We start from the raw sequence: 26,142 nt of genomic DNA on the forward strand, positions 1-26,142 counted from the left end.
GAGCGCCCCCAGAAGACAGCACAGCCGGTAGGGCGACGGGCGGATGTACCGGCACGGACCCGACCCACCCACCACCGGACGGCGAACCACCCACCCACCGCCACCAGGCGAACCGGCCCCGCCACCGACACAAGGCGAACCACCCACCCACCGCCGGACGGCGACCGACACCCACCGGCACAAAGCGAACCGACCCCGCTCAAGGCGCCCCCGCCAGCGAAAATCACCCCGCCCGAGCCCCCGAAGCCCCCCGCACCTCCAGCCCGTCCAGCAACTCCGCCGTAGCCGCAGCGACCGCCACCACCGCCCGGTCGAAGACCTCGCGGTTGTGGGCGGCCGGCGCACGGAAGCCGGAGACCTTGCGGACGTACTGAAGGGCGGCGGCGCGGATGTCCTCCTCGGTGGCCTCTTCGGGGAGCACGGGCGGACGAAGGGTCTTGATGCTGCGGCACATACCTCCAGTCTCGCGCGCATCCCCCGGTTCCGGCCCGGGAATACCCCCGATACCCCGCCGATTGTGCAGAACATGACCACTGTGGAGATCACCTACGTCGGCGGCCCCACGGCCGTGCTCACCCTCGGAGGCGTCCGGCTGCTGACCGACCCGACCTTCGACGCCCCGGGCGAGTACCCCATCGGTTCGCGCAAGCTGGTGAAGACGGCCGGCCCGGCCCTCCCGGTGACGGAGATCGGCCCGGTCGACGCCGTACTGCTGTCGCACGACCAGCACCCGGACAACCTCGACACCTCGGGCCGGACCTACCTGGCGTCCGCACCCCTGACGCTGTCGACGGCATCGGCGTACGACCGCATAGGCGCTCCCGTGCGGCCCGTTCCCGCCTGGGAGCACGTCGACCTCCCCCGCCCGGACGGCCGCACCCTGCGCGTGACCGCCGTCCCCGCACAGCACGGCCCCGACGGCTCCGAACCCCTCGTCGGCGAGGTCACCGGCTTCGTGCTGTCGGGCGAGGGCCTGCCCAAGGTGTACGTGAGCGGCGACAACGCGTCGCTGGACGTCGTACGGGAAATCGCCCGCAGGCAGGGCCCGTTCGACGTGGCCGTCCTGTTCGCGGGAGCGGCCCGCACCCCGCTCGTGCCGGACGCTCCGCTGACCCTCACGAGCGAGGCGGCCGCGCAGGCCGCCGAGATCCTCGGCGCACGTCACGTCGTACCGCTGCACTTCGAGCACTGGGGCCACTTCACCCAGGAAGGCGACACCCTCACGAAGGCGTTCGCGGAGGCCGGACTCGCCGACCGGCTGCACCTGTTGGAGCCCGGTGCGTCCGCGCGGCTGTAGCGGCTGACATCATCCACGCCGAGGCGGCCACCGTTGCGGGGCCGACCGACGAGAGGACCGAACCGACATGACGAACAACCCACCCGCGGACCGGTTGACCGTGGCGGTACTGGGCCCCGGCGGCGTAGGCGGGCTGCTGGCGGCGCTGGTGGCCCGGGCCGGACACCGGGTGATCTGCCTGGCGGGAGACGACACCGTACGGACGCTGCGCGCGGACGGAATCCACGTGCGCAGCGCCCATTTCGGCGACTTCACCACGGCGGTCGAGGCGGACACGGAACTGCGCGAGCCGGTCGACGCATGCCTGATCACGGTCAAGCACACGGCGCTGGACGCGGCCCTGGAACGGGTGCCCGCGCCCGCGCTGGGCGAGGCCGCCCTGGTCGTACCGTTCCTGAACGGCATCGAGCACCCCACGGCCCTGCGCGACCGCTACGGCAGGGGCCGGGTGGCACCGGCCGTCATCCGCGTCGAGTCGACCCGCACCGGCCCCGGGGTGATCGAACACGCCAGCCCCTTCGCGGAGATCGACCTGACCGGCGACACGGTGGCACGCGGGCGCCTCGACGCACTCGCCGGGGCGCTCGCGGCGGCCGGCCCCGCGGTCCGCGTACAGGACGACGAGGCGGCGACGCTGTGGGCGAAGATGTCGTTCCTGGCGCCGTTCGCGCTGCTGACGACCCGTTACGGGCTCCCGCTGGGTGACGTACGCACGCACCACCGCGCGGAGTTGACGGCTCTGGTCGAGGAGACGGCGGCCGTGGCGCGTGCGTGCGGCGCCCCGGCGGACCCGGCTCAGGCGCTCGCCCGCTACGACGCGTTCTCGCCGGACACCAAGTCCTCGATGCAGCGTGACGCCGAGGCGGGCCGCGCGCTGGAACTCGACGCGATCGGGGGCGCGTTGCTGCGCGCGGCGAAGCGGCACGGCGTACCGACGCCGGTGGCGAGCGAGCTGGTGGAGTCCCTGAAGGCGCACTGAGCCGGACCGGTCGTCGGCCGGCGCACTTGAGGCATCGGCCGACGAACCGAGGGCGAACCGCCCGTCGGTCGACCGGACACCCCCGGTCGGCCGGACACCCTCGGTCGGCCGGACACCCTCGGTCGGCCGGACACCCTCGGTCGGCCGAACACCCTCGGTCGGCCGGCTCGCCCGAACGCGCTTGTCAGACGCGGGACTTGGCCGGCAACTCGACGATCTCGGCGGCCGTACCCGTCTCCCCGAGGCGGGGGAAGATCCGCTCGACGCTGTTGCCGTGGGCCTCCGGATCGAGGTCGCTCATGGCGTCGGTGGCGAGGGTGACGTGGTAGCCGTGTTCGTGGGCGGCCCGGGCGGTGGACTCCACGCCGATGTTGGTGGCGACACCGGTCAGCACGATCTGGGTGACACCGCGGCGGCGCAGCTGCACGTCGAGGTCCGTGCCGTGGAAGGCACCCCAGTTGCGCTTGGTCACGACGATGTCCTCGGGGTGCCCGGCGAGTTCGTCGACGATACGGTCCCAGCCCTCCGGGCGGCTGCCGCCGGGGCTCTGCGCCTCGGTGCGCCCGGGCACGACGTCCGCTCCGTCGGGGGCGAAGGTGACCCGGACGAGGACGACCGGAAGGCCGTGGGCACGGAAGGCGTCGGCGAGTCCGACGGTGCGGGCCACCACTTCGGGGCCGGTGTGGGGTGCGGTGGGAGCGCCGACTATGCCGTTCTGCAGATCGATGACGACGACGGCGGTACGCGGATCCAGGGCACTGAGAGCCATGGTGGGGCCTTTCAGACCTGAGGGGGTGGGGGGCGGGGGGCGCGTGCAGCGAACGTAGAGCGGTCCGGTGCGGGACGCCGCCGTAGGGCAGGTGCTGCTGTCGCACCCGGACCACGGGCCGACGCGCCCACGTCCCCGAAGTTCACGCAGCGCGTTCAACGCAGCGCGGGCAGGCGGAGGTATGACGGTCTGGACGTCTGGACTATGTGGCCGGTCCGGTCGGTCTGGCCGGTCCGGCCGGCCTAGCTGGTCCGGCCGTGAGCCGTTCCATCAGGGCCATCGCCTCGATGAGGACCGCGCGTTCCTCCTCCGTGCAGCGGTCCTGAAGGGAGCGGGCCAGCCACTCCTCGCGGGCCTGCCGGTTGACCTCGACGCGCTCCCGCCCGGCCTCGGTCAGGGTGACCAGCTGCCGGCGGCCGTCCTCGGGGTCCGGACTGCGCCGGATCAGCCCCTGCTGGTCGAGGGCGGCGAGGGTGGCGGCCATCGACTGCGGGCGCACCCCTTCGGCAGCGGCCAGCGCGCTCGCCGAGGCGGCCCCGCTCTTGCTCACCAGCGTGAGCGCGGACACCTGGGACGGGGTGTGGTCCTCGGTGTCGGCCACCTCCCGGATCCGGCGCCGCAGACGGCTGAAAGCCACCCGCAGATCGCGCGCCGCGCGGGCGGCGGAGTCGGAGACGCCCTCGGCGTTGGTGTCGTTCACGCTCACCACGTAAAACCTTCAGTCCAACCTGTCCAGTTTCACCTGTACAGCCTGGGCTGAATAGATCGACGCCGCACACCGGCCGCCTACTCCCCCTCAGGGAAGCCGACGGGCCGGCACACCCCGCGGGAACTGCTGATCTCCCCTGGCACACACCAAGGCCTGGCCACCGGCTGACGCGCAGGCACCCCCTCCTCGAAGCGTGGCCATCGCCCGGCCCCAAGACCCGTTCGCGTGAAGTCCCCGAAGGAACTCGCATCCCAAAATCGAACAGGCGTACCATTGCCGCGTGGCTGCGACCTATGACTTTCCGAGTGACCTCCTGGCCGGCCAGGAGGAGCTGCATCAGGTCCGGGCGGAGCTCCTGGCCCTGCTCAAGCGGCTCCCCTGGTCGGTGGAGCCGCTGGACGGCTTCAGTGACATCCACGGCTGGCGCAAGGTGGAACGCCCCGCGTCCCCGGGCTGGACAGCCGACGAGCAGGCCGAGGTGGAGAAGCTCCGCCGCCGCGAACGCGAACTCGCCGTCTTCGTCACCTGCCACCGCTTCTGGGACAACGTCACGACCCCCGAGAAGGTCGACGCCCGAAGCAGGCTGAAGCACACCCACGAGGACCCGACACCAACTCCGTAACCCCCACAGGGATCCGCCCCCGTTCCGAACGGTGGCCCGAGCCCCCTCAACACCGGGACCCCCGACCGCAATCGGCCGGGGGTCTCCACCTGAAACGGGCGCGGGCACGGGCACGAGACCTGGGGCGGGCCCAGGGGCGCGAGGCGAGGCCAGGTAAATCGGTCAGGGGCCGTTTTCATATGCGCTGCCCGTCAACCACCATGACTCCCCGTCAGTTACCGGTCGATCGGGCACGGCAGGGGCACGACACCTCGCTGCGTCACCAGGACTCGGCCTGCAGGAAGAGCATGATCACCTCTGCGAAGAACCAGATGGCGAACACCAGACACGCAAGCCACAGCCCCCACAAGAACCAACGAGCCTCTCGCCGTATGCGCATGAGCGGATCATCTCCCGTCGCGGTCCCGGGCCTGTCACTGGCCCAGCTCTCCCATCCCACAACTCGCCCCGGCTCCCATCCCGTCGGCCGTCGCCCCACACACCGTGGAGCGGGCGTGGTTCCTGGCGCCCAGGTGGAGCGCGCCACTGTACGAACCACCTGGACGCCATGGGCCGCGTCTGCTCGGCTCTGCCTGGGTCGATGGCAGGCGGGATGGGCGCACCGCGCAGGCCCACACGAGCCCGCAGTCGGGAACGGCGCTTCTTCCATCCCGGTGCCGGCCGATCCCCCGCCGGAGGCATCGTCTTGAACGTGACCGCGTAGGTCGAGTGCTCGACTCATGGCCTTTCGGCCCTATCCACGCCCGGCGGAGCGGAGCGCATCCGGGTGCCTTGATGAAGTAGAGAAAGTTCATGAAGTAGAGCAAGTTCCATCCCGCCGAGATGAGGCGCTTGCCGTCGCGGCCCCGTATGTGAGGCCCGTAGCCGGACAAGGCGCCCTAAAGCCTGATCGCGACGACCTCGGACTTCCGATTGCCGGCCTCCGCCGCGACCGGCGGCGCCACCATGCGCCGGCTGATGCACCGCACCGGCGAGTGCCGCGGAGCCACCCAGCGGCCAACAAAGATCAAGGCCCAGGTCTCCGGGTCCCACCCGCCGACCTGGGCCTCTCTCGCGTCCTGAAACTGGTGGGTGCGGACCGTTTCGAACCGCCGACATCCGCCTCGTGAGGGCGGACGTGGTCGGCGGCGTGATTCCCCAGGTCGCGTCACCGTAGCGACGACCCGGGTGAACAGCACATCTCGCCTGCGCCGAGCCGTCATTGACCGCGGTTGACCGCGGTTGCCCGCACGATGTGGCACAGCTGTGGCACGCGCTCCCGCTGATCGGCCAGTTCTAGCGAACCACGTAGGGAGAACCGAGACGGGGCTGTCGGCTGTCGTCGGCGGGCTAGGAACGGGGGCGGGGGGTGCATGAAGATGCCGAGCGGCAGGTCCGTATTCTGCAGCAGGCGAGGCAGGCAAGGCAGGCGCTGCTGATGCGTTGTTGCCGTCCGTTGCAGCCGGGTGACCCCGATCCGTGTCGGGCACCCGACGAACGACCAGGAGGTTGACCGGTGATCGCTCTGACCGCAGTCGGAGGAGTGGCCCTGGTCGAATTGGGCATGGCCCTGACTCCGGGACCGAACATGATCCCCCTCGCCTCCCGCGCGATCACCCAAGGCCGCAGGGCGGGCCTGGTCAGCCTCAGTGGGACCGCCGTGGGATTCGTGTGCTACCTGCTGGCCGCGGCTGCGGGCCTGTCCGCGTTGTTCGCCGCCGTGCCGGTGGCGTTCATGGTGGTCAAGCTTGCCGGGGCCGCCTACCTGGCCTACCTCGCCTGGGGCATGCTCAAGCCCGGCGGCCGCTCGCCCTTCGCCCCGGCCCAGGACCTGCCTCCGGTCTCCGACGCCCGCCTGTTTTCAATGGGGCTGCTGACCAACCTGCTCAACCCCAAGATCGCTCTTATGTATGCCGCCCTACTGCCCCAGTTCCTGGACCCGCAGGCAGGTCCGGCCTGGGAGCAACTGCTCCAGCTCGGTGGTGTGCAGATCATCGTGGGGATCTCCGTGAACGCTCTGATCATGCTGGGCGCAGCACGGGTGTCGGGGTTTCTGGCCACCCGGCCCCGCGCCATGACCGCCCAGCGGTTCACGGCAGGCGGCCTTCTCGGCGCCTTCGCGCTGCGCACCGCCCTGTCCCGCACCCCTGTCTCCACCTGAGCCAGGCCCGCGGGCCCGTGACACCAGTCCTGCTGCGAGCGCCGATACAGGGACGTTGACGCCACCCGTGGATGCCAGAGAACTCACCCCTGCCCAGCCCCCACTCAACCCACAACGCTCACCACGAACCGGCCGGCACTCGCGCACCGCGCCTCCTCCATCCCAGAGTCTGAGCGCCCCCGCCGGAGGCACGCCTTTGGCCCGCGGATGACATTCTCGCTTCCGCCCGCATGCACGCAGCGCGCCGCCGCGCGCGGCCAGCCGGGGCGCAGACAGGAGCCGGGCCGCGCCGCAGACGCGGCGCGCGCCCGCGCCGTGCGCGGGGCTTGATGAAGTAGAGAAAGTTCCATCCCGCCGAGATGAGGCGCTTGCCGTCGCGACCACGTATGTGAGGCCCGTAGCCGGCCAAGCGCCCTGAGGCCTGATCGCGACGACGTCGGACTTCCGATTCCTGAACCTCCGCCACGACCGGCGGCGCCACCATGCGCCGGCTGATGCACCGCACCGGCAAGTGCCGCGGAGCCACCCAGCGGCCAACAAAGATCAAGGCCCAGGTCTCCGGGTACCTGCCCGCCGACCTGGGCCTCTCTCGCGTCCTGAAACTGGTGGGCGCGGACGGTTTCGAACCGCCGACATCCGCCTTGTAAGGGCGGCGCTCTACCACTGAGCTACGCGCCCAGGACGAGTCGACAGCCTACATTGCCCGAGGCACTGTCCCGCAAACCCGTATCCGGGGCCTGGGCGGGGGTTATCCCCACCCCTGATCGGGGAGCGCACCGGATCCCGCGCGCGGTCGCCGCTCCGTACGGTCGAAGGACGTCGAAGGACGTCGGCGGAACGCGGCCCGAGGGGCCAAGGCGCACGTCGCCGTTCTTATCAGGGGGAGATCCGCATGACTCGCACCGCCCGTACCACGCAGGCCCGTTCCACCCGGCGCACCCTGCGCACCCGCACCCGCCGCACCCGGATCGTGGCCGCCTCCGCCGTGGTCGTGGCTCTCGTCGCGACGGCCACCGCCTGTGGCGCCGACGCCGGGGACGACAAGGATCCGGATCACCGCGCCTTCGCCCTCACGGGCCGCACGCTCACCATCGACTCGGACGACTCGGCGCTCGACCTGGTGGTCGCGGACTCCGCTGCGGCCGACAAGGTCGAGGTCACCCGGTGGTTCAAGGGGCACGTCGCCTTCGGCGGGGACCCCCGGGCGACCTGGTCCATGAAGGACGACCGGCTCGTCCTGCGGATGAAGTGCTCGGGCGTGGTCTCCGACTGCTCGGCCAGGCACCGGATCGAGGTGCCCCGCGGGGTCGCGGTCACCGTGAAGGACAGCGACGGACGCGTGACGGCGCAAGGCTTCAAGGAGGCGCTCACCATTCGTACGTCGGACGGTGCCGTCCGCGTCACGGACTCGTCGGGCCCCCTGGACCTGCACAGTGACGACGGCTCGGTCGCCGCGCTCGGCGTGGACTCGCGCCGCGTGAAGGTCAATACGGAGGACGGCTCCGTACGGCTCGAACTCGGCGTCGTACCGGACCTGGTGGAATCACGCAGCAAGGACGGCTCCATCACCATCGGGCTCCCCCACGAGACCTACCGGGTGACCACCGAGACCGAGGACGGCGCCGTGCGGGTGTCGGTGCCGCGGAACGACTCCAGCTCCCATGTGGTGTCCGCCCGGACCGACGACGGGAAGGTCACGGTGCGAACCGCGAACTGACCGGCCCGTGTGTTCGTCCCTATCGGGTGGGAGAATGACACCGGGCAGGGCGGACCACAGCACGGGAGAGGGATGTGACGGCGACACCTTCGCAGCCGTACACGCCGTTTGTGCCATGCGCGCAGCGAGTACGTCGCCCTCAGAGGCCCCGGGCCGGCCGCGCCGCCGGCCCCTCGCGTGCGGCTCGCGACGCACTGACCCTGATGGCTCTGCCGCTGCTCGCCGCGCTCGCGCTGCCCGCGGCCTTCGCAGGCGGGGGCACCCGGCGCTGGTTCGGCGGGCGCTCCGAGAGCCAGCGGGCCGAGGCGCAGGCCGCGAAGGACGCCGCAGCGGCCGCCTTCTACGAGCTGGACACCGCCCAGCGCGATCTGCGGATCTCGATAGAGACGATCACGGCGGTCGACGACTCGCCGGCGGCCCGCCGCGCGGTCGCCGACTTCGACGCGCTGGGCCGGCGCATCGACGAGGCCAGTCACCAGTACATCGACGCGGTCGACGCCCACGACCTCGACCGGGACGGCCTGGAGGCGTCGGTCGCCGCGCAGGCCCGCACCGAGCTGACCGCCGCCAAGGACCAGCTGGGGCGGGTCAAGCAGGAGCTGGACCGGTTCACCCAGGGGCTCGGGCCGCTGCTCGGCAAGGCCGAGACCCAGCTGGCCCGGCTCGCTCCTGCCGTCGAGCGTGCCCGCCAGGCCCTGCTCGCCGCCTCGAACGCCCTCGATGCCGTACGCGGCTCGGGGCTGAAGGCCGACGACCTCGCCGCCCGGCTCGCCACCCTCGGGCCCGAGCTGACCAAGCTCAACCAGGGCGCCGGCCAGCACGGCGTGCCGGAGACGCTGGAGCGCGCCGAGCGGGTCGCCCGCGAGGCCGAGGCCGTACGGGCGGAGGCCCAGCGACTGCCCGAGCGGGCCGCCGAGATCGACCACCGGCTGGTCTCGCTGCGCACCCGCGCGCAGGCCCTGACGACCCGCTCCGGGCAGGTCGAGCCGGTGCTGAGCGAACTGCGCCGCCGGTTCACCGCCGCCTGCTGGCAGGACCTCCAGCACGTACCGGACCAGGCCGAGGAGAACGTACGGCAGGCCGAGCTGAAGCTGAAGGAGGCGCAGGCCGCACGGGACGACCAGCGCTGGCCGGACGCGACCTCCCTGCTGTCCACGGTCCGGGCGCTGCTGAACCACACCGACGAGGCCGTCTCCGCCGCGGGCGACCGCCTGCAGCGGCTGAACGCGGTCGCCAAGGATCCGCAGCAGGAGATCGACCGCACCCGCTTCGCGATCCGCGACGCCCAGCGCCTCGCCATGACCGGCCGCAGCACCCCCGACCCGCGGCACGCCCGGCCGCTGGACGAATCGGTGGCCCGCCTCGACCGTGCCGTCGCCGCGCTGGAGGGCCGCCATCCCGACTACTGGCACTTCCTGACGGAGACGGAGGCGGTCCGCCTGACGGTGGCCCGCGTGGTCACACAGATCCGCGAGGAACGGGGTTCCGGGACCTGAGCCCAGGAACGGGGTGCCGGGGCCCGAGCCGAGCGGTTCCTCCGTGCGAGAGCGTGCGAGAGAGGGGCCGGCGCACGGTTGCACCGGGTTTTCGTGCGGCTTGATGTTGCCGGTCCGGGCCCGGTGGGCGGATCCTGAAGACTACGTACGGGAAGACTTCGTACGGTACGTACGACCTCCGCGAGTGGCAGAGGGAGGCGGACATGGCCACACACGTACTTCATCCGGAGTCGAGACGGCGTATCCGATTCGACGAGCATCTGCCGGTCGACCACCACCTCAGCAGGTTCTACCGGGTCGGCGCGGGTCTCATGGGCCTCGTGCTGCTCGCCTTCGGCATCCTCGGCCTGATCGACAAGATCGGCTTCTTCGACACCCACGGGGACAGGGTCGCGGGACTGAACACCAACGGCACGCTCAGCGTCCTGTCGATCTGCGTCGGCCTGCTGCTCTTCGCCGGCATGGTCATCGGCGGGAACTTCGCCTCGACACTCAACATGATCGTCGGCGTCGCCTTCATCCTCAGCGGCTTCGTGAACCTGGCGCTGCTCGACACCGACGCCAACTTCCTCGCCTTCCGCATCCAGAACGTGCTGTTCAGCTTTGTGGTCGGCGTGATGCTGATGTTCTTCGGCATGTACGGGAGAGTCGGCTCGGCCCTGCCGCACGACAACCCGTACTGGCGGTCCCGCCATCCCGAGCAGGCCGAGTCCGAGGAGCGGACGCAGGGCCGGATCCACGGGGGCCAGGGGGCGGGGTTCGCCCGCCGTCTGCCCGGGGCCGGGCGCGACGACTCCGGGTCGGGGCCCGGCTGAGGGTACGGCCGACCCTCGCCGAGCACGAGGGCGCCCGTTAACCTGTGCGCATGCCTCGCTATGAGTACCGCTGCCGGACCTGCGGCGACACCTTTGAACTGAGCCGCCCGATGGCGGAGTCCTCGGCTCCCGCGGACTGCCCCGCCGGCCACGACGACACGGTGAAACTCCTGTCGACCGTGGCCGTCGGCGGCTCGGCCTCGGCTCCGGCCCCGGCGCCGCGCGGGGGCGGCGGAGGCGGGTGCTGCGGCGGGGGCTGCTGCGGCTGATCACCCGGGGGCCGCCCGGTGAGGGAGCCCCCGCGCGCTCCGCCCTCTACGCCTCCCTGACCTCCCGCAAAAATTCGCGCAGGATCCGCTCCCCGGCGAGTACGCCGCGCTCGGGCAGAGCGGTGATCGCGGGTGCCGTCCAGTCGGCCTCGGCGAGTTCGCCGTGGCCGGGGCGCCAGCCGCGGTCGGCCGCGAGCAGCAGATCCGCGTCGAGGAGCGAGTCACCGGCGGCGAGCGTGAGGACCGCGCCGGTGCGGCGGGCCAGTTCTCGCACGGCCGCGCTCTTGGTGAGCGGCTTGGGTACGGCGTAGATCTTGCGTCCCTGGAGGGACACGGTCCAGCCGCGGTTCTCGGCCCAGACTGCGAGTTCCTTCACCCACTCCTCGGGGAGCAGCTCGCGTTCGACGACGAGATACGCGAACAGGTCCTCGGCGACCCGGTGTTTGCGGACCCAGACGGGGTCGGCGGTGGCGGCCAGGTGTTCGCGCACCTCGGTGAGGGAGGCGCACTCGCGCGCCAGTCGCGCCGTCACCTGGGCCTGCCAGTCGGGGTCGGAGACGCCGTCGACGAGCAGATGCCCGCCGTTGGCGCAGATCGCGTACTTCGGGGCGGGACCGGGAAGGTTGATGCGCTGGTACTGCTTGCGCGTGCGGGTCGTCGTCGGCACGAAGAGCGCGTTGTCGCCGAGTTCGGTGAGGAGCCCGGCGGCCGTTTCGGTCAGGTACGACAGGGGCTTGCTCTCGTGCACCTCGACGCAGAGCAGCCGGGGAGCCCGTGCGTCGGGCATGGTGAGCGCGAGGGCGGCGGCGGAGTAGATGAGCGTGCGGTCGAGGTCGCTGGCGACGAGCACCTTGGGCGCGGACATCAGACCGTCGCCGCCTTGCCGTCGGCGCCGGTCGCCCCTCGGGTGAACTTGGGATGGATCAACCCCACGCAGGTGTACGGGAGTTCGCCGACCTCCTCGACGGGGACGCCGCGCTGTTCGGCGAGGAGCCGTACATGGTCGAGGTCGGCGCCGGCCCCGGCGCGGGCGAGGATCTTCCAGGGGACGCGGCGCAGCAGGACGCGGGTGGTCTCGCCGACCCCCGGCTTGACGAGGTTCACGTCGTGGATCCCGTACTCCTCGCTGATCCGCTCGACGGCGGCCCAGCCCTCCCAGGTGGGAGCGCGGTCGGCGGCGAGCAGTTCCTTGGCCTGCGTGTCGACCGCGTCGGAGACCGCGGCGAAGTGGGCGGAGACGGCGTCCAGGAAGTCGACGGAGACATCTGCGCCGGCGAGTTCGCGGTAGAACTTCGCGCCGTGGAAGTCGTGTTCGCCGACCAGGTCGGCACGGAGGACCGTGCGCGAAATCAGCCCGGAGACCGTCGAGTTGAGGCAGGCGGAGGGGATGAGGAAGTCCTCGCGGGTGCCGTAGGTGCGGACGCAGGAGCCGGGGTCGGCCAGGACGGCGATCTCCGGGTCGAAGCCGGTGATGCCGTCGGACGCCTCGAACTCCCCGATGGCCTGGGCGAGTTCGCGGGTGATGGCGCCCTTGCCGGTCCAGCCGTCGACGAAGACGACGTCGGCGGGGTCGTGGTGGGCGGCCAGCCAGCGCAGCGCGTTGGCGTCGATGCCCCGGCCGCGCACGATGGACACCGCGTAGTGCGGGAGGTCGAGGCCGTGACGGTGCTGGGCCCAGCGGCGCATCAGGACGCCGACGGGCGTGCCCGCGCGGGCGAGCGAGACGAGGACGGGGCTCGGTGACCGTTCGGCGAGCACGAGCTCGGTGACCGCGCCGACGGCCTGGGCGATGCGGGCCGCCGAGGTGTCCAGGGCCGCCTGGAAGAGCTCCTGGTACTGCTCGGTCGGCTGGTACTCCACGGGCAGCGACTCCGCGTAGTGGGCGCCGCCGCTCTGGATCGCCTCCTCGCGCTCCTCGGTCGGCGCCTCCAGGTGCACGTCCGAGAGGTCCCGCAGCAGCCACCCGACCTCGTCCGGCGCGTAGGAGGAGAAGGCTGGGCCGCGGAGGGGCTCGGGGAGCATGAAGCGCCTTTCGGTGACGTCCGGCCTCACGGCCGCGTGCGTGCTGTCCGGCCTCAGGGCCGTGTGCGTACTGTCCGGCCTCAGGGCCGTGTGCGTACTGTCCGGCTCCCCCGCCGCCCGCGCCGTACCCACGGGCGCGTACGCGGGCACGACGGCGAGCAGGACCGCGGGCGTGTGGGCGGCGAGTTGCGCCAACAGGCCGTCGGGTGCGTGCAGTTCGGGGGTGTCGGCCGCGGAGTCGACGACGGCGAGGACGGCGTCGAAGCCGGCACCGGCCACGTTGTACGCGTACCGCTCGCCGGGTCCGTCGTCCGGGTGGTCGTGGGCGGGGAAGACGAGGCGGCTGCGTATCGCGTAGCCGGGGTCGTCGACGGCGAGGACGGGCGAGCGGGTGGTGGTGGAGAACCGCACCTCGGCGTCCACGGCCTGCTCCAGCTCACGGGCGAGCCGCAGGGGCGCGTACATCAGCTCTTCGAAGCCGAGTACGAGGACGCGCCGTGTCCCTTCCGGGAGCGCGTCGGCGACCTGGCCCGCCATGGCGGGCAGCGCGCCCTCCAGCCGTATTCGGTGCTCGGGCGTGAAGCCGTGCCGGCCGCCGTCGGGCACGCCGTCCGGCCAGCCGAGCTCGACGCGCGTGACCGGTCCGGCGTGCGGTCGGGCGGAACGGACACCCGCGTCCGACGCCTCGGCGGCCACCGGCGCCTGATCCTGCCCGGCGGCCGGCACTCGCCCCAGCCCGGCGACCGGCGCCTGCTCGTGCGCGGCGACCAGCGCCTGCCCCTTCTCCAGGACGCCGTCCGGGAGCTTCACCGTGCCGGACGCCGCCGTGACCAGGTCGACGCGCGCGCCGATCTCACGGGCGAACTCCGCCAGGCGCCCCAGGTCCGCGGCGGAGCGCATGTCGACCAGGGCCACGACGACGTACCGCTCGCGCGGGAAGCGCTCGTGCAGGGCGCGGATCGTGTTGAGGACCGTGTTGCCGGTGGAGAACTCGTCGTCGACGAGGACCAGCGGGCCGGCGCCCGACAGCAGCCGCGGGTCCGCGGGCAGCAGCAGGTGCGAGGTCGCGTGGGAGTGGGACTCCTCGAAGCCGCCGGCCTGGGCGACTCCGGGGACGGGGCGGCGGGTCGAGTGGAGGTAGGGCGCGAGGCCGATGCCGTCCGCCACCGAGTGGCCGAGGCCGGTGGCGGTCTCCGCGTAGCCGAGGACCACCGCGGCGCGGGCTTCGTCGGTGCCGAGCAGGTCGCGCACCCGGCGGCCGAGCGCGAACCCGTACCCGTAGACCACGGTCGGTGACTGCGGCACATGCTTGCCGAGCACGTTCGATACGAGCAGATGCGCCCGCTTGGGGTTGCGCCGCAGCGCCAGCCCCAGCAGGTCGCTCAGCTTCTCGTCACCGACGAGTTCGACACCCAGCCGCTGCGCGACCCAGGTCCCCGTCCACACCACGTTGCTCATCGATTCCTTGCTGGTCGTCCGGCCCGGGGCCGGTTGTTCGATTGGTCACGCCGGGCGGGCCGGCCGACCCGCCTGCCGGTTCAGGCGGGAAGGCCCGCGGCGAGCAGCTCCACGAAGCCGATGTCCTCGTTCGCGACGCCGAAGACCTCGGCGCGCTGGAGAGTGCGTTCGGCCCAGGCGCGGTGCGGCTTCACCTCGTTCATCTTGTTCGTGTACGCGGACCGCAGCACACCCCCGCCGCACCGCTCCGGCCGGAGGATGTCCTGGGCGTCGCTGAACTCTTCGTGACTGACGACGGACAGTGCGTGCACGGGCAGTACGTGCGAGGGATGGATGCAGGTCTTGCCCAACAGACCGTTGGCGCGGTCGAGGGCGATCTCGCGCAGCAGCCCGTCCATGTCGTGCTCGATCAGCGCGGCCCGCAGGTCCTCGGCCTCCGGGGTGAAGGGGCTGCGGCGCAGCTGCGGCTTGAACATGCGCTCCTGGACCCGGAAGTACTCCCACACGGGCCCGGTGACGGTGAATCCCGTGCCGTCGGACCGGCCCAGCACGTTCACCACGTCGGCGATCACGGAGGCCACGATCTGCACGTCGTACGCCGTCATGTCGGGCGCTCTGCGCAGGCCGTACGCGGAGCAGAAGTCGGTGACGCCGAGCCGCAGCGCGAGGACTCTCTCGCGGTACTTGTCGACCGTGCGGAAGATGCCCTCCAGGGTCTCCCGGCGGGACTCCAGATAGAGCAGGCCGGGCGATTCGAGGACCGGCATGGCGAAAAGCCGCCGTCCGCTCGCCGCCTCGGCCGCCGTGAGCGCCTCCATGAAGGGGACGCCCCGCTCCTCGGTGAACTTCGGCAGTACGAATCCGGACAGCAGCCGGGCGGCGGGGCCGAGCCGCTCGACGAGGTCCGGGATCTGCGCGGGGGCGCGGACCCGCACGAACAGCAGCGGGAGCTCCGCGCCCGGCCGTCCGGCGAGGTCGGTGAACTGGCGGACCAGGTTCTCCTCGGCGTCCGCGACGTCCGCGTCGTCGATCGAGTCCTCCAGGCACAGGACCATGGAGATCACACCGCGCCCGCCCTGCTTGACGATGTCGTCGGCCAGCTGCGGCCGGGTCGCCGGGCTGTAGAGCGTGGCCCCGAGGGCCGCGGCGAGGACGCGCGCCGGGGACTGAGCCGTGAAGACGCTCGGCTCCTGATGGAAGAGACGCTGTCGCTCTTCAGGGGCTACGTGCCCGAAATGACGCATGAGACTCCCCCGTGACGGCTCGGCGGCCTGACGTGATGTGGCCGGTAATAGTACGTAGATTCCTATGTCAAGAGTTCCCACTGGGCATGAAGTTCTGGTAACTCAGCTGTGTCCAGCACACACTCTTCCGGTGCGGGCACCGAGTACCCCACATTGTCGTGACCAGCCGTGAGAGGGCAGGATGACCGCATGACGCACGCGATGCTGAAGGGGTCGAACGTCCCGCTGGACGCCACAGCGGTACGTGCGGTGCTGCGCTGGACGCCGGGGCAGGGCGTACCGGACGTCGATGCCTCGGCGCTGCTCCTCGGTCCCGACGGTCGTGTGCGATCCGACGAGGACTTCGTCTTCTACAACCAGCCCCGGCACCCGTCGGCCAAGGTCTGGCGGCTCGGCAAGAAGCGGGTCGCCGAGGGCCTCACCGACACGATCCAGACAGATCTGGCGGGTGTCGAGTCCGCCGTCGGACAGATTCTGCTGGTCGCTTCGGCGGACGGCGTCACCTTCGACCGCGTACGCGACCTGCGCATCCTGCTGTACGACGCGACGGTCGCGGACGGTGAACCGCTGACCTGTTTCGACATCAAGCCGGAGACCGGCGCGGAGACGGCGCTGATCTGCGGGGAGCTCTACCGGCGCGGCGAGGGCTGGAAGTTCCGGGCGCTCGGCGAGGGCTATTCGAACGGCCTGCAGGGCCTGGCGACCGACTTCGGCATCTCGGTGGACGAGTCGGAGACCGCCGAGCCGACCCCGCCCGACGGCACCTGGGCGACGCCCCCGGCCACCCCGGAAGGCACCTGGTCCGCGCCCGCGGGGCCGCCCGAGACCTCGGTGCCGCTGCCTCCCGAGCAGCCCGCACCGGTGCCGCAGCAGGCCTCCCAGCCCGCCTACGGCTATCCCCCCGAGCCCGCTCCGGGGCCGTACGGCTATCCGGAGCCCGCGGGCCGGCCCCCGAACCAGCCGGCCTACGGCTATCCGCAGCCGCAGACGGCGGCCGTCGAGCCGCCCGCGTACGGCTATCCGCAGCCGGTGGGCACGCAGCCGGACCCGGAGTTCAGGCTGCCGCCTCAAGGACCGCAGTTCATCGGACGCTGAGCCGCGCGGGGCAGCGGGCCCCGGCTCAGCGGTCGACCTTCGACTTGTAGCCCCGCCCCCACTGCAGGCCCCACCCGTACAGACGGTCGAGCTCGGCCTGGAAGCCGTACACGAACTTCACCTCGCGGCGGACGGTCAGCTCGCCCTTGTTGTTCTCGATCATCACGACCGCGCAGGAGCGGGCCTGCGGGTGGCGCTCGTCGAGGCCGATCTCGATGCGCGGGCCGTTGCTCGGATAGAGCGTGACGATGGCGTGCGTACGGTCGAAGGCGGGCGTCTGGTCATATATGTAGACGAAGACCAGCAGCCGTTTGATGTCGTCGCGGTGGTCGAGGTTGACGAAGATCGTCTCGCCGGAACCCGAGCCGAAGCGGTCGTCGCCGCTGAGCTTCACGTACGGCGGCGCGTTGAGTTCGCCGAAGAAGCCGCCCAGCGGCTGGACGACGCCCTTGGTGCCGTCCGTGAGCTCGTACATGCAGCCGAGGTCGAGGTCGACGTTGACCATGCTCTGGGTGTGCGCCTGGACCACTTCCGGCTTGAACGCCTGGAACGGGTGGCGCAGCAGGCTGCCGCGCTCGGGCCCGCCTATGTCGGAGGTGCGCATCCGCCAGGACAGGTTGACGCGCAGGTTGCCGGTGGCGGCGCCCTGTTTGGTGAGTGAGACCTGACGGTGGCGTTTGGTCAGCTCGATGGCGTTGGTCGACGCGCTGCCCGAGTCGAAGTCCGCCGAGCGTCCGCGCCACAGATCTTCCCAGAAACCCATTCCGCCCCCCACGTGCCTAGATATGCGGCGGGGCGGCCGCGAGGACTCGTCCTCACGGCCGCCCCGTTCAGAGCGTTCCGCACCCCGACCCGGTTCACACCAAGGAGGCGGCGTCCAAAGGCTGGTGAGCCGATGGGGCGCGCCGGTGCCAGGAGGCGAACCGAGCCTCGAAAAGCAACATTTCAGACCCCGGACGAGACCTCAGTCTTCTCGTCCGAGGCCTCCCCTTTTCCCTCGGCTTCCGCCAGTGCCTTGTTACGGCGCACCGACGACCAGAAGGACCAGGCGATCAGGACCACGCCGACGAGGCCGGTGATGACCTCGTGGATCTGGTACTGGATGGTGACGAGCAGGATCACGGCGAGCGCGCCGATCGCGTAGTGCGCGCCGTGCTCCAGGTAGACGTAGTCGTCGAGGGTGCCCTGGCGGACCAGGTAGACCGTGAGCGACCGGACGTACATGGCGCCGATGCCGAGGCCGAGGGCCATCAGGACGATGTCGTTGGTGACGGCGAAGGCGCCGATCACGCCGTCGAAGGAGAAGGACGCGTCCAGCACTTCCAGGTAGAGGAACATGAAGAACGCGGCCTGGCCGGCGAGGACGATGGCCGGCTTCTTCTTGCCGCTCCGCTGGGCTTCCTCCTCCGCCTCGTGCTCGCGCTCCTCCTCTTCCTCGAGCTTGTCCTCGAAGTAGCCGGAGAGACCGCCGACGACCATGTAGGTGATCAGGCCCGCGATGCCGGAGATGAGGACCGTCTGCGCCTTGTCGACGTGCGCGCCGCCGTGCTGGTGGGCGTGGGTCGCGAAGGTGAACGCGGTGACCAGCAGGACGACCAGGGCGATGCACACCGACAGCATGTCGACCTTGCCGAGCTTGGCCAGCGGCCGCTCGATCCAGCGCAGCCACTGGATGTCCCGGTCCTCGAAGATGAAGTCGAGGAAGATCATCAGCAGGAACATGCCACCGAAGGCGGCGATCGCCGGGTGGGCGTCGGTCACCAGCTGCTGGTAGTGGTCCTTGTTGTTCAGGGCGAGGTCGACCGCGTCGATCGGGCCGATCTTGGCGCTGATGGCGACGATCACGACGGGGAACACCAGTCGCATACCGAAGACGGCGATCAGCACACCGACCGTGAGGAAGATCTTCTGCCAGAAGGCACTCATCTTCTTCAGGATTCCGGCGTTGACCACCGCGTTGTCGAAGGACAGCGAGATTTCCAGGATGGAAAGGATCGCCACGATGCCGAGGGCGGTCCACCCCCCGTAGAAGCCCGCCGCGACCAAGCCGAGCGCGGTGACCGCAAACGACCAGCCGAAGGTTTTCAGAAGCACTGGCTACCCAATCGTGTATGTACGGGTCTCCCCCGCGCCGTACTCGGCTTTACCTAACGTTGACCACGAAGTGTAGAGCGCAGTCCCTCCGGCCGGCGCGGGCGGCCCCCACAAGCGCTAGGAGACGTTGACTCCGAAGTCCAGGGCGATGCCCCGTAGTCCGGATGCGTACCCCTGGCCGACCGCGCGGAACTTCCATTCGGCGCCGTACCGGTAGACCTCGCCGAAGATCATCGCCGTCTCGGTGGACGCGTCCTCGCTGAGGTCGTATCGGGCGAGCTCCTGGCCGTCGGCCTGGTTGACGACGCGGATGAACGCGTTGCTGACCTGGCCGAAGGTCTGGCCCCGGTTGTCGGCGTCGTGGATCGAGACCGGGAAGACGATCTTGTCCACGGTCGCGGGCACCTTGGAGAGGTCGATCAGGATCGACTCGTCGTCCCCCTCGCCCTCACCCGTGAGGTTGTCACCGGTGTGCTCCACCGAGCCGTCCGGGCTCTTCAGCTGGTTGTAGAAGATGAACCACTCGTCACCGAGCACCCGGCCCGCGTTGCACAGCAGAGCGCTGGCGTCGAGGTCGAAGTCGGCTCCGGTGGTGGAGCGCGCGTCCCAGCCGAGCCCGACCATCACCTGAGTGAGGTTGGGTGCGGCCTTGGAGAGGGAGACATTGCCTCCCTTGGCGAGCGTGACGCCCATGATGCTGGTCCTCCCCGAGGTCTTACTTCAGTTGTCCAGCGGTCCGGCGCCGCTGTCGAGCGCGTCCGGCGCCGCACTGGATGAGTGCGGCGCCGGACGGGTGAGTCAGAGGCCACAGGGCCTGCGGTCGACTCAGACGTTCACGCCGAAGTCCTGCGCGATGCCGCGCAGGCCCGAGGCATAGCCCTGGCCGATGGCACGGAACTTCCACTCCGCGCCATTGCGGTAGAGCTCGCCGAAGACCATGGCGGTCTCCGTCGAGGCGTCCTCGGAGAGGTCGTAGCGCGCGATCTCGGCCTCGCCCGCCTGGTTCACCACGCGGATGAACGCGTTGCGGACCTGGCCGAACGACTGCTGGCGGTTCTCGGCCTCGTAGATCGAGACCGGGAACACGATCTTGTCGACGTCGGCCGGAACGGCGGCGAGATTGACCTTGATCTGCTCGTCGTCGCCCTCGCCCTCACCGGTGGTGTTGTCACCGGTGTGCTCGACCGAGCCGTCCGGGCTCTTGAGGTTGTTGAAGAACACGAAGTTGGCGTCACTGCTGACCTTGCCCTCCGCGTTCGTCAGGATGGCGCTGGCGTCGAGGTCGAAGTCGGTACCGGTGGTGGTGCGGATGTCCCACCCCAGACCGATGATGACCGCGGTCAGGCCCGGGGCCTCCTTCGACAGCGAAACGTTGCCGCCCTTGCTGAGGCTGACTCCCACGAGTCCTCCCAAATGGTGTTCAGGGGCGGAGTGCCCCGTCGTGCGTCGGTATTCGGATCAACGTGTCGATCCTAGTGACGGGTTCCCGGACCCTGCAGGCCCTGGGACCGAAGAATCACAGGGTGTCGAGTGCCTTCACGTAGTCATTCAGGTCACGTGCGTCCGGCAGGCCGTTCACGACGGTCCACTGGACGACGCCTTCCTTGTCGATGATGAAGGTGCCGCGCACCGCGCAGCCCTTCTCCTCGTCGAAGACGCCGTACGCGCGCGAAGTGTTGCCGTGCGGCCAGAAGTCGGACAGCAGCGGGTACTCCAGGCCCTCCTGCTCGGCGAAGACGCGCAGGGTGTGGATGGAGTCGTTGGAGACGGCGAGCAGCTGGGTGTCACGGTCGGTGAACCTCGGCAGCTCGTCGCGCAGGGCGCACAGCTCACCGGTGCACACGCCGGTGAAAGCGAACGGGTAGAAGAGGAGCACCACGTTCTTCGCGCCACGGAAGTCGGACAGCTTCACGGTGGCACCGTGGTTGTCCTTGAGCTCGAAGTCCGGAGCCTTGGTGCCGACCTCGATCGCCATAGTCACACGCTTCCCTTCCAGGGGGCTGTTCGGGTGAGGCCACCCTACGCAGCGATCACCGCACACCGTGCGGGTCCCCGTGGGCACCCCACGGGGAGGTCGAGACGCAGGGCGCCGTACGGGCCGGGAACCGAAACGCCGGACGGGCTGAGAAACGTCGTCTCAGCCCGTCCGGCGTTCGTGGACGAGGCCCTTCAGGCCGAATGTCCGAGGGTCCGGGAGCGGAAGCTCCCGGCAGAGGTGCCCGGCCCGGCCAGGCGGGGCGTCACCGCTTCGACTTGGCCGCCTTGGGCGTGGCCAGCCGGCTGCCGCTCCAGTCCTTGCCCACGCTGACGGTCTTCGTCTGGGACAGACCCGCGGTCGTCGCGGCTTCGGCGATGTCGCTGGCCTCGACGTAGCCGTCACGGCCCGTCTTCGGCGTCAGCAGCAGGATGGTGCCACCCTCTTCGATGTACGTGGTGGCGTCCACCAGGGCATCAGTCAGGTCGCCGTCCTCGTCGCGGAACCACAGCACCACGGCATCGGCGACGTCGTCGTACTCCTCGTCCACGAGCTCGGTGCCGATGACTTCCTCGATGGCCTCGCGGAGCTCCTGGTCGACGTCCTCGTCGTAGCCGATCTCCTGGACCACCTGCTCGGGCTGGAACCCCAGCCTCGCGGCAGGGTTCGTCCTCTCCTCCGCGTGGTCCGCGGTCGCGCTCACGGGTTGCCTCCTGATCATGTTCGGTTGGGGGTCTCCCCCGTCTCCGTCGGGAGCTGGGGGAAGTCTTCAGCCACGCGCGTGCGCGAAGCATTGGCCGTAGTCCACACGGGCGGGGCGGATCGCGCAAGTACCCGGCCGTCGAGACCGCCGAAACGGTGACGATCCTGGCCGTGTCGACGCAACTCCAGGCATGGAATCACAGCCCCGAGTGATGCACACCACACCTTTCTGCCCGGTTTGCGGAATTCGGAACCCTCCGAGGGTACGGGAGTCGAAAGGCTTTACGGAACGCGAGAAGGGCTGGGCGTATCGTTGCGGTTTGGCCGGGCCCGCCCCTCCGGGGCTGGACAAACGTCCTGATTACCCCGCAGTAGAGATGACGTTTCCGTTCCCGAGGTACACGATGGGGAACGGTGCAGACACCTGGAATACCAGCGAAAAATGGCCCTCTGACAGTGAAGGAACAGCGTGGCTTCCGGATCCGATCGCAACCCGATCATCATTGGCGGCCTTCCGAGTCAGGTTCCTGACTTTGATCCTGAAGAGACCCAGGAGTGGCTCGACTCCCTGGACGCCGCCGTCGACGAGCGTGGCCGGGAGCGGGCCCGCTACCTGATGCTGCGACTCATCGAGCGGGCCCGCGAGAAGCGCGTGGCCGTGCCGGAGATGCGCAGCACGGACTACGTCAACACCATCGCCACCAGGGACGAGCCCTTCTTCCCGGGCAACGAGGAGATCGAGCGCAAGGTCCTCAACGCGACCCGCTGGAACGCCGCCGTGATGGTGTCCAGGGCGCAGCGCCCCGGCATCGGCGTCGGCGGCCACATCGCCACCTTCGCCTCCTCCGCCTCGCTCTACGACGTCGGCTTCAACCACTTCTTCCGCGGCAAGGACGAGGGCGACGGCGGCGACCAGATCTTCTTCCAGGGGCACGCGTCCCCCGGTATCTACGCCCGCGCGTTCCTCCTCGACCGGCTCTCCGAGCAGCAGCTCGACGCGTTCCGGCAGGAGAAGTCGAAGGCGCCGTACGGCCTGTCCTCGTACCCGCACCCGCGGCTGATGCCGGACTTCTGGGAATTCCCGACCGTGTCCATGGGCCTCGGCCCGCTCGGCGCGATCTTCCAGGCGCGGATGAACCGCTACATGGCGGCGCGCGATGTAGCGGACACCTCCAAGTCCCACGTCTGGGCGTTCCTCGGTGACGGCGAGATGGACGAGCCGGAGTCGCTCGGCCAGCTGTCGATCGCGGCGCGCGAGGGCCTGGACAACCTGACCTTCGTCGTCAACTGCAACCTCCAGCGGCTCGACGGCCCGGTGCGCGGCAACGGCAAGATCATCCAGGAGCTGGAGTCGCAGTTCCGCGGCGCCGGCTGGAACGTCATCAAGCTGGTCTGGGACCGTACCTGGGACCCGCTGCTCGCCCAGGACCGCGACGGCGTGCTGGTCAACCAGCTGAACACCACACCGGACGGCCAGTTCCAGACGTACGCCACCGAGACCGGCGCGTACATCCGCGAACACTTCTTCGGTCACGACCACCGGCTGCGCGCGATGGTGGACGGCATGACCGACGACCAGATCCTGCACCTGGGCCGCGGTGGGCACGACCACAAAAAGATCTTCGCGGCGTTCTCGGCGGCCAAGGAGCACAAGGGCCAGCCGACGGTGATCCTGGCGCAGACCGTCAAGGGCTGGACGCTCGGCCCGAACTTCGAGGGCCGCAACGCCACGCACCAGATGAAGAAGCTGACCGTCGCCGACCTCAAGGGCTTCCGCGACCGGCTGCACCTGCCGATCTCCGACAAGCAGCTCGAGGACGGCGCACCGCCGTACTACCACCCGGGCCGCGACTCGGAGGAGATCCAGTACATGCACGACCGCCGCAAGGGCCTGGGCGGGTACGTCCCGACCCGCGTCGTGCGGTCGAAGCCGCTCACGCTGCCCGAGGACAAGACGTACGCGAGCGTGAAGAAAGGCTCCGGTCAGCAGTCGATCGCCACGACCATGGCCTTTGTCCGTCTGCTCAAGGACCTCATGCGGGACAAGGAGATCGGCAAGCGGTTCGTGCTGATCGCGCCCGACGAGTACCGCACCTTCGGCATGGACTCGTTCTTCCCGAGTGCGAAGATCTACAACCCGCTCGGCCAGCAGTACGAGTCCGTGGACCGCGAACTGCTGCTCGCGTACAAGGAGTCGCCGACCGGGCAGATGCTGCACGACGGCATCTCCGAAGCGGGCTGTACGGCCTCGCTGATCGCCGCGGGTTCGGCGTACGCGACGCACGGCGAGCCGCTGATCCCGGTGTACGTCTTCTACTCGATGTTCGGATTCCAGCGCACCGGCGACCAGTTCTGGCAGATGGCCGACCAGTTGGCGCGCGGTTTCGTCCTCGGTGCGACCGCCGGCCGTACGACGCTGACCGGTGAGGGTCTGCAGCACGCGGACGGCCACTCGCAGCTGCTCGCCTCGACCAACCCGGGCTGTGTCGCGTACGACCCGGCGTACGGCTTCGAGATCGCGCACATCGTGCAGGACGGTCTGCGCCGGATGTACGGCTCCTCCGAGGAGCATCCGCACGGCGAGGACGTCTTCTACTACCTCACCGTCTACAACGAGCCGATCCAGCACCCGGCCGAGCCGGAGAACGTGGACGTCGAGGGCATCCTCAAGGGCGTGCACCGCTTCTCCGAGGGGACCGCGGGGACGATCCCGGCGCAGATCATGGCGTCGGGTGTCGCGGTCCCGTGGGCCGTCGAGGCCCAGCGGATCCTGGCCTCGGAGTGGAACGTCAAGGCGGACGTCTGGTCGGCGACCTCCTGGAACGAGCTGCGCCGTGAGGCGGTCGACGTGGAGCGGCACAACCTGCTCCACCCGGAGGAGGAGCAGCGCGTCCCGTATGTGACGCGCAAGCTGTCGGGCGCCGAAGGTCCGTTCGTGGCGGTCTCCGACTGGATGCGCTCGGTTCCCGACCAGATCGCGCGCTGGGTGCCGGGCACGTACCAGTCCCTGGGCGCGGACGGCTTCGGCTTCGCGGACACGCGCGGCGCGGCCCGGCGCTTCTTCCACATCGACGCGCAGTCGATCGTGGTCGCGGTGCTGACCGAGCTGGCGCGCGAGGGCAAGGTCGACCGGTCGGTCCTGAAGCAGGCGATCGACCGCTACCAGCTGCTCGACGTGACGGCGGCCGACCCGGGCGCGGCGGGCGGCGACGCGTAGCGCTCCGCGCGAGTACCGGCGCTCTTCGAGGTCGGTGATTGTCTGCGGGGGCGTGGGGGCTGGTCGCGCAGTTCCCCGCGCCCCTGGCGGGGCGCCTCGGTCGGGCGCGTCCGTGGGGCGTTGTTTTCTACGATGCGCGTATGAAGGATGAATCGGCGCAGGGGCGTTGGGAACGGCTCAGTCAGCGGCCTCTGCTGGGGCTCGCGGTGGCGTTCGCCGTTGCGTATGCCGTGCCGATCGTGGACAGCGACGCGAGCCGCTCGCTGGCCAGCGGGTGCACGGTGGTGGAGTGGGTGGTCTGGGGCGCGTTCGCCGCCGACTACGTCGTACGGCTGGCCCTGGTGCGGGACCGGCCGGGCTTCGTCCGCACCCACTGGCTGGACCTGTGCGCGGTGATCCTGCCGATCCTCCAGCCGCTGCGGCTGCTGCGGCTCGTCTCGACGCTGATGCTGGTGGGCCGGCGGGCGCGGATGGCCTCGCAGATCCGGCTCACGACGTATGTCGCCGGCGCGGTGATCGGGCTGCTGATGTTCGGTTCGCTCGCCGTGCTCTCGGTCGAGCGGGACTCACCGAACGGGAACATCAAGACGCTGGGCGACGCGGTGTGGTGGTCGTTCACGACGATGACCACGGTGGGGTACGGGGATCACGCCCCGACCACCGGTCTGGGCCGCATCATCGCGGTCGGCCTGATGCTCTCCGGCATCGCGCTGCTCGGTGTCGTCACCGCCAATATCGCCGCGTGGTTCATCGCACGGTTCGAGAAGGACGACGTGGAGGAGCGGCGGCAGACCGCCGCGATCGAGGCCCTCACGGACGAGGTACGCGCCCTGCGGGCGGAGCTCGCCGAGTTGTCCCGGGTACCGCAGGCGGTACCCGGGCCGACCGAGCCTTCGCAGCCGGTGTAGCTGCCGGCCCGCGCTGTGCGTGCCGTCGCCGCGGAAGCCGACGGCACCTCGTGGCGCCGGAAGTGGCGACCCACCCCGACCCACCCCGGCGCCGGCCCGTTGCCGGGACCGGGCCGGGGTCAGAGCAGTCCGTTGCCCATCGGCGACGTACCGGCCAGCCAGATGACGGCCAGCAGGGTGTCGATCGCGCCCAGCACCACGGCGATGAGCGCCGGGAGTGGGCGGGCGCCGCCCCAGCTGCGTCCCATGCCGAGCCAGCCGCAGACGATCGCCACCGGGCCGAGGATGATCCCCAGCACGAAGAATCCGGCGACCGCGCAGATGACACCGACGATTCCGAGCGTCGCGCGATCCGGCCCGCTCCGTGACCACGTCCGGCCACGTGAACGGGGGTACTTGCGCGTGCCGTGTCCGAAGCCCGCCATCATCAACTCCTGAACTTCCAGACTCTGTCGGTCAGTTCGGGTTCGATGTGCGGGTACCCCCGATCCCCTCGCACAGACCTGTCGGGGGGGGGTCCCCCCCCCGGCAGGTCGCAAAAACGGTGGGGTTCTCTCCCGTGTGGTGGGGAAGCTCCACCCCTCGTGCATGCTCACCTAACCCCCGAGGAAGGG

At 70.2% G+C, this 26,142-nt stretch carries 24 protein-coding genes and 1 tRNA gene; 11 read left to right on the forward strand and 14 right to left on the reverse strand.

All coding sequences use genetic code 11. The annotated features are described in order from the left end of the window. Window positions 1-223 precede the first annotated feature (223 nt). Window positions 224-454, reverse strand: coding sequence for a DUF2277 domain-containing protein (locus ACFWM2_RS23100; protein ID WP_383282931.1), 231 nt, complete (start codon window positions 452-454; stop codon window positions 224-226). 72 nt (window positions 455-526) lie between these two features. On the opposite strand from ACFWM2_RS23100, the gene ACFWM2_RS23105 reads away from it, so the two are divergent. Then, window positions 527-1,297, forward strand: a complete 771-nt coding sequence (locus tag ACFWM2_RS23105) for an MBL fold metallo-hydrolase (protein WP_383282934.1) — start codon at window positions 527-529, stop codon at window positions 1,295-1,297. A gap of 67 nt (window positions 1,298-1,364) precedes the next feature. Continuing rightward, entirely contained in the window at window positions 1,365-2,276 is a 912-nt protein-coding gene (locus ACFWM2_RS23110; RefSeq protein WP_383282937.1) for a ketopantoate reductase family protein, read from the forward strand. Between the two features lie 184 nt (window positions 2,277-2,460). Here ACFWM2_RS23110 and ACFWM2_RS23115 read toward each other — a convergent pair whose 3' ends face one another. Together ACFWM2_RS23115 and ACFWM2_RS23120 are read right to left on the reverse strand one after the other, a co-directional pair. Next, complete coding sequence (locus tag ACFWM2_RS23115) at window positions 2,461-3,045, reverse strand: hydrolase (protein ID WP_383282940.1); 585 nt, start codon at window positions 3,043-3,045, stop codon at window positions 2,461-2,463. A 202-nt stretch (window positions 3,046-3,247) separates the two neighbouring features. Next, window positions 3,248-3,751 carry a MarR family winged helix-turn-helix transcriptional regulator gene (locus ACFWM2_RS23120; RefSeq protein ID WP_383282943.1) on the reverse strand — a complete coding sequence of 168 codons (504 nt, stop codon included), beginning with the start codon at window positions 3,749-3,751 and terminating at the stop codon, window positions 3,248-3,250. A 283-nt stretch (window positions 3,752-4,034) separates the two neighbouring features. Between ACFWM2_RS23120 and ACFWM2_RS23125 the strand changes: the two genes are divergently transcribed. Next, window positions 4,035-4,376 (forward strand): hypothetical protein, encoded by a 342-nt coding sequence (locus ACFWM2_RS23125; RefSeq protein ID WP_383282946.1) that lies wholly within the window; start codon window positions 4,035-4,037, stop codon window positions 4,374-4,376. A 1,495-nt stretch (window positions 4,377-5,871) separates the two neighbouring features. After that, window positions 5,872-6,516 (forward strand): LysE family translocator, encoded by a 645-nt coding sequence (locus ACFWM2_RS23130; RefSeq protein ID WP_383282949.1) that lies wholly within the window; start codon window positions 5,872-5,874, stop codon window positions 6,514-6,516. Window positions 6,517-7,119: 603 nt separating this feature from the next. Here ACFWM2_RS23130 and ACFWM2_RS23135 read toward each other — a convergent pair. Further along, a tRNA-Val gene (locus ACFWM2_RS23135) sits at window positions 7,120-7,194 on the reverse strand. Window positions 7,195-7,408: 214 nt separating this feature from the next. Between ACFWM2_RS23135 and ACFWM2_RS23140 the strand changes: the two genes are divergently transcribed. The 4 genes from ACFWM2_RS23140 (at window position 7,409) to ACFWM2_RS23155 (ending at window position 10,813) form a co-directional block, all read left to right on the forward strand. After that, window positions 7,409-8,233 (forward strand): DUF4097 family beta strand repeat-containing protein, encoded by an 825-nt coding sequence (locus ACFWM2_RS23140; protein ID WP_383282952.1) that lies wholly within the window; start codon window positions 7,409-7,411, stop codon window positions 8,231-8,233. Between the two features lie 74 nt (window positions 8,234-8,307). Then, window positions 8,308-9,729 (forward strand): hypothetical protein, encoded by a 1,422-nt coding sequence (locus tag ACFWM2_RS23145; protein WP_383282955.1) that lies wholly within the window; start codon window positions 8,308-8,310, stop codon window positions 9,727-9,729. 203 nt (window positions 9,730-9,932) lie between these two features. After that, window positions 9,933-10,544, forward strand: coding sequence for a DUF4383 domain-containing protein (locus ACFWM2_RS23150; protein WP_383282958.1), 612 nt, complete (start codon window positions 9,933-9,935; stop codon window positions 10,542-10,544). A 50-nt stretch (window positions 10,545-10,594) separates the two neighbouring features. Then, window positions 10,595-10,813, forward strand: coding sequence for a zinc ribbon domain-containing protein (locus tag ACFWM2_RS23155; protein ID WP_383282961.1), 219 nt, complete (start codon window positions 10,595-10,597; stop codon window positions 10,811-10,813). Window positions 10,814-10,859: 46 nt separating this feature from the next. Here the strand turns inward: ACFWM2_RS23155 and ACFWM2_RS23160 are convergent, their stop codons facing one another. From ACFWM2_RS23160 to ACFWM2_RS23170, 3 genes are all read right to left on the reverse strand, one after another. Continuing rightward, window positions 10,860-11,678: an HAD family hydrolase gene (locus tag ACFWM2_RS23160; RefSeq protein WP_383282964.1), complete on the reverse strand. Its 819-nt coding sequence runs from the start codon at window positions 11,676-11,678 to the stop codon at window positions 10,860-10,862. Continuing rightward, a complete protein-coding gene (locus tag ACFWM2_RS23165) occupies window positions 11,678-14,293 on the reverse strand; it encodes a phosphoribosyltransferase (protein ID WP_383282967.1) in 2,616 nt (871 codons plus the stop codon). Before ACFWM2_RS23165 ends, ACFWM2_RS23160 begins: the two co-directional genes overlap by 1 nt. Window positions 14,294-14,373: 80 nt before the next feature. Beyond that, complete coding sequence (locus ACFWM2_RS23170) at window positions 14,374-15,537, reverse strand: HpcH/HpaI aldolase/citrate lyase family protein (protein WP_383282970.1); 1,164 nt, start codon at window positions 15,535-15,537, stop codon at window positions 14,374-14,376. A gap of 189 nt (window positions 15,538-15,726) precedes the next feature. On the opposite strand from ACFWM2_RS23170, the gene ACFWM2_RS23175 reads away from it, so the two are divergent. Continuing rightward, the gene (locus tag ACFWM2_RS23175) at window positions 15,727-16,632 is read left to right on the forward strand and encodes a TerD family protein (protein WP_383282973.1); all 906 of its coding nucleotides are present in this window, start codon (window positions 15,727-15,729) and stop codon (window positions 16,630-16,632) included. A 25-nt stretch (window positions 16,633-16,657) separates the two neighbouring features. Here the strand turns inward: ACFWM2_RS23175 and ACFWM2_RS23180 are convergent, their stop codons facing one another. The 6 genes from ACFWM2_RS23180 to ACFWM2_RS23205 all read right to left on the reverse strand — a co-directional run bounded on the left by ACFWM2_RS23180 (window position 16,658) and on the right by ACFWM2_RS23205 (window position 21,404). Next, complete coding sequence (locus ACFWM2_RS23180; protein ID WP_383282976.1) at window positions 16,658-17,395, reverse strand: Tellurium resistance; 738 nt, start codon at window positions 17,393-17,395, stop codon at window positions 16,658-16,660. A gap of 182 nt (window positions 17,396-17,577) precedes the next feature. Then, on the reverse strand, window positions 17,578-18,726 hold the full coding sequence (locus tag ACFWM2_RS23185; RefSeq protein ID WP_383282979.1) for a DUF475 domain-containing protein: 1,149 nt from the start codon (window positions 18,724-18,726) through the stop codon (window positions 17,578-17,580). Window positions 18,727-18,843: 117 nt separating this feature from the next. Continuing rightward, the gene (locus ACFWM2_RS23190; protein ID WP_383282982.1) at window positions 18,844-19,419 is read right to left on the reverse strand and encodes a TerD family protein; all 576 of its coding nucleotides are present in this window, start codon (window positions 19,417-19,419) and stop codon (window positions 18,844-18,846) included. Between the two features lie 132 nt (window positions 19,420-19,551). Then, complete coding sequence (locus tag ACFWM2_RS23195; RefSeq protein ID WP_383282985.1) at window positions 19,552-20,127, reverse strand: TerD family protein; 576 nt, start codon at window positions 20,125-20,127, stop codon at window positions 19,552-19,554. 115 nt (window positions 20,128-20,242) lie between these two features. Then, on the reverse strand, window positions 20,243-20,701 hold the full coding sequence (locus ACFWM2_RS23200; protein WP_383283722.1) for a peroxiredoxin: 459 nt from the start codon (window positions 20,699-20,701) through the stop codon (window positions 20,243-20,245). A 265-nt stretch (window positions 20,702-20,966) separates the two neighbouring features. Further along, window positions 20,967-21,404: a DUF3052 domain-containing protein gene (locus ACFWM2_RS23205; protein ID WP_383282988.1), complete on the reverse strand. Its 438-nt coding sequence runs from the start codon at window positions 21,402-21,404 to the stop codon at window positions 20,967-20,969. A gap of 468 nt (window positions 21,405-21,872) precedes the next feature. Between ACFWM2_RS23205 and aceE the strand changes: the two genes are divergently transcribed. Together aceE and ACFWM2_RS23215 are read left to right on the forward strand one after the other, a co-directional pair. Next, window positions 21,873-24,620, forward strand: a complete 2,748-nt coding sequence (aceE, locus tag ACFWM2_RS23210) for a pyruvate dehydrogenase (acetyl-transferring), homodimeric type (RefSeq protein WP_383282991.1) — start codon at window positions 21,873-21,875, stop codon at window positions 24,618-24,620. Window positions 24,621-24,760: 140 nt separating this feature from the next. Then, on the forward strand, window positions 24,761-25,528 hold the full coding sequence (locus ACFWM2_RS23215; RefSeq protein ID WP_383282993.1) for a potassium channel family protein: 768 nt from the start codon (window positions 24,761-24,763) through the stop codon (window positions 25,526-25,528). A gap of 119 nt (window positions 25,529-25,647) precedes the next feature. Here ACFWM2_RS23215 and ACFWM2_RS23220 read toward each other — a convergent pair whose 3' ends face one another. After that, a complete protein-coding gene (locus ACFWM2_RS23220) occupies window positions 25,648-25,956 on the reverse strand; it encodes a small hydrophobic protein (RefSeq protein ID WP_383282996.1) in 309 nt (102 codons plus the stop codon). Window positions 25,957-26,142 lie beyond the last annotated feature (186 nt).

The sequence above is a fragment of the Streptomyces sp. NPDC058371 genome (genome assembly GCF_042723265.1).
In the GTDB taxonomy this organism is placed as follows: Bacteria; Actinomycetota; Actinomycetes; order Streptomycetales; family Streptomycetaceae; genus Streptomyces.

Excerpts from the sequence above, each read along its gene's own strand:
- ACFWM2_RS23100 (WP_383282931.1), bottom strand. The coding sequence starts at position 454 with ATGTGCCGCAGCATCAAGACCCTTCGTCCGCCCGTGCTCCCCGAAGAG.
- ACFWM2_RS23105 (WP_383282934.1), top strand. The coding sequence starts at position 527 with ATGACCACTGTGGAGATCACCTACGTCGGCGGCCCCACGGCCGTGCTC.
- ACFWM2_RS23110 (WP_383282937.1), top strand. The coding sequence starts at position 1,365 with ATGACGAACAACCCACCCGCGGACCGGTTGACCGTGGCGGTACTGGGC.
- ACFWM2_RS23115 (WP_383282940.1), bottom strand. The coding sequence starts at position 3,045 with ATGGCTCTCAGTGCCCTGGATCCGCGTACCGCCGTCGTCGTCATCGAT.
- ACFWM2_RS23140 (WP_383282952.1), top strand. The coding sequence starts at position 7,409 with ATGACTCGCACCGCCCGTACCACGCAGGCCCGTTCCACCCGGCGCACC.
- ACFWM2_RS23150 (WP_383282958.1), top strand. The coding sequence starts at position 9,933 with ATGGCCACACACGTACTTCATCCGGAGTCGAGACGGCGTATCCGATTC.
- ACFWM2_RS23155 (WP_383282961.1), top strand. The coding sequence starts at position 10,595 with ATGCCTCGCTATGAGTACCGCTGCCGGACCTGCGGCGACACCTTTGAA.
- ACFWM2_RS23160 (WP_383282964.1), bottom strand. The coding sequence starts at position 11,678 with ATGTCCGCGCCCAAGGTGCTCGTCGCCAGCGACCTCGACCGCACGCTC.
- ACFWM2_RS23165 (WP_383282967.1), bottom strand. The coding sequence starts at position 14,293 with ATGAGCAACGTGGTGTGGACGGGGACCTGGGTCGCGCAGCGGCTGGGT.
- ACFWM2_RS23170 (WP_383282970.1), bottom strand. The coding sequence starts at position 15,537 with ATGCGTCATTTCGGGCACGTAGCCCCTGAAGAGCGACAGCGTCTCTTC.
- ACFWM2_RS23175 (WP_383282973.1), top strand. The coding sequence starts at position 15,727 with ATGACGCACGCGATGCTGAAGGGGTCGAACGTCCCGCTGGACGCCACA.
- ACFWM2_RS23180 (WP_383282976.1), bottom strand. The coding sequence starts at position 17,395 with ATGGGTTTCTGGGAAGATCTGTGGCGCGGACGCTCGGCGGACTTCGAC.
- ACFWM2_RS23190 (WP_383282982.1), bottom strand. The coding sequence starts at position 19,419 with ATGGGCGTCACGCTCGCCAAGGGAGGCAATGTCTCCCTCTCCAAGGCC.
- ACFWM2_RS23200 (WP_383283722.1), bottom strand. The coding sequence starts at position 20,701 with ATGGCGATCGAGGTCGGCACCAAGGCTCCGGACTTCGAGCTCAAGGAC.
- ACFWM2_RS23215 (WP_383282993.1), top strand. The coding sequence starts at position 24,761 with ATGAAGGATGAATCGGCGCAGGGGCGTTGGGAACGGCTCAGTCAGCGG.
- ACFWM2_RS23220 (WP_383282996.1), bottom strand. The coding sequence starts at position 25,956 with ATGATGGCGGGCTTCGGACACGGCACGCGCAAGTACCCCCGTTCACGT.